We start from the raw sequence: 1,163 nt of genomic DNA, 5'->3' as shown, positions 1-1,163 counted from the left end.
GGTTGGATTCTCGAGCTCGACCGCGGCGCCGGCATTCCGTACGAAGGCAACTACTCCGGCTGGCTGGAGGCCAAATCGGATCGTCTGGCCCAGGAATCCAAGCAGCAGTCGGCCCATGAAAAGGCCATGAAGGAAGAGCTGGAGTGGGTGCGTAAAGGCGCCAAGGCCCGCCAGTCCAAGTCCAAGGCGCGCCTGCAGCGTTTCGAGGAAATGCAGTCGCAGGAATTCCAGAAGCGCAGCGAGACCAACGAAATCTATATCCCGGTCGGCCCGCGTCTGGGCGACAAGGTCATCGACTTCGTCAGCGTCGGCAAGGGTTACGGCGACCGCGCGCTGATCGACAACCTGTCGTTCAGCATGCCGAAAGGCGCCATAGTCGGGGTCATCGGCGGTAACGGCGCCGGTAAGTCGACCCTGTTCCGCATGCTGATGGGCAAGGAGCAGCCGGACTCGGGCAACATCGAGATAGGCGAAACCGTGCAGCTGGCCTGCGTCGACCAGAGCCGCGAAGACCTGGACGGCAGCAAGACCGTATGGGAAGCCGTGTCCGGCGGCTCCGACATGATCCGCATCGGCAACTACGAGGTGCCGTCGCGCACTTATGTGGGCCGCTTCAACTTCAAGGGCGGCGACCAGCAGAAGTTCGTCAAGGACCTCTCCGGCGGTGAACGTGGCCGTCTGCACTTGGCCCTGACCCTGAAAGAGGGCGCCAACGTGCTGCTGCTGGACGAACCGTCCAACGACCTCGACGTGGAAACCCTGCGCTCCCTGGAAGAAGCGCTGCTCGACTTCCCCGGCGCCGCCATTGTGATCTCTCACGATCGCTGGTTCCTCGATCGCGTGGCGACCCACATCCTGGCGTACGAGGACGACTCGCATATCGAGTTCTTCGAAGGCAACTACAGCGAGTACGAAGCCGAGCGCAAGAAACGCCTCGGCGAGGCGGCCTCCCAGCCGCACCGCGTGCGTTATAAGAAGCTGGCGTAGTAATAAACGCTGGAATAAAAACGGGGCCGCAAGGCCTAATGCCGATCAGTTAAGCCCTCTTACTTGACCTTTGGCCGCAAGAAATCAAAATCCGATGCCAGTATTGGCATCGGATTTTTTATGCGTCTCGCTCGGGCACTGGAACTCACCCACAACCTCGCCTCCACTCCCAACTC

At 60.9% G+C, this 1,163-nt stretch carries 1 protein-coding gene; it reads left to right on the top strand.

Features of this window, described 5'->3' with window-relative positions:
- Nucleotides 1-987: ATP-binding cassette domain-containing protein (locus Q8Q83_RS16785; protein WP_305625269.1), on the top strand; the 987-nt coding region annotated here is incomplete at its 5' end.
- Nucleotides 988-1,163 lie beyond the last annotated feature (176 nt).

The organism is Pseudomonas sp. (assembly GCF_030696055.1).
In the GTDB taxonomy this organism is placed as follows: Bacteria; Pseudomonadota; Gammaproteobacteria; order Pseudomonadales; family Pseudomonadaceae; genus Aquipseudomonas.
This window is presented reverse-complemented; position numbering and strand designations above follow the sequence as displayed.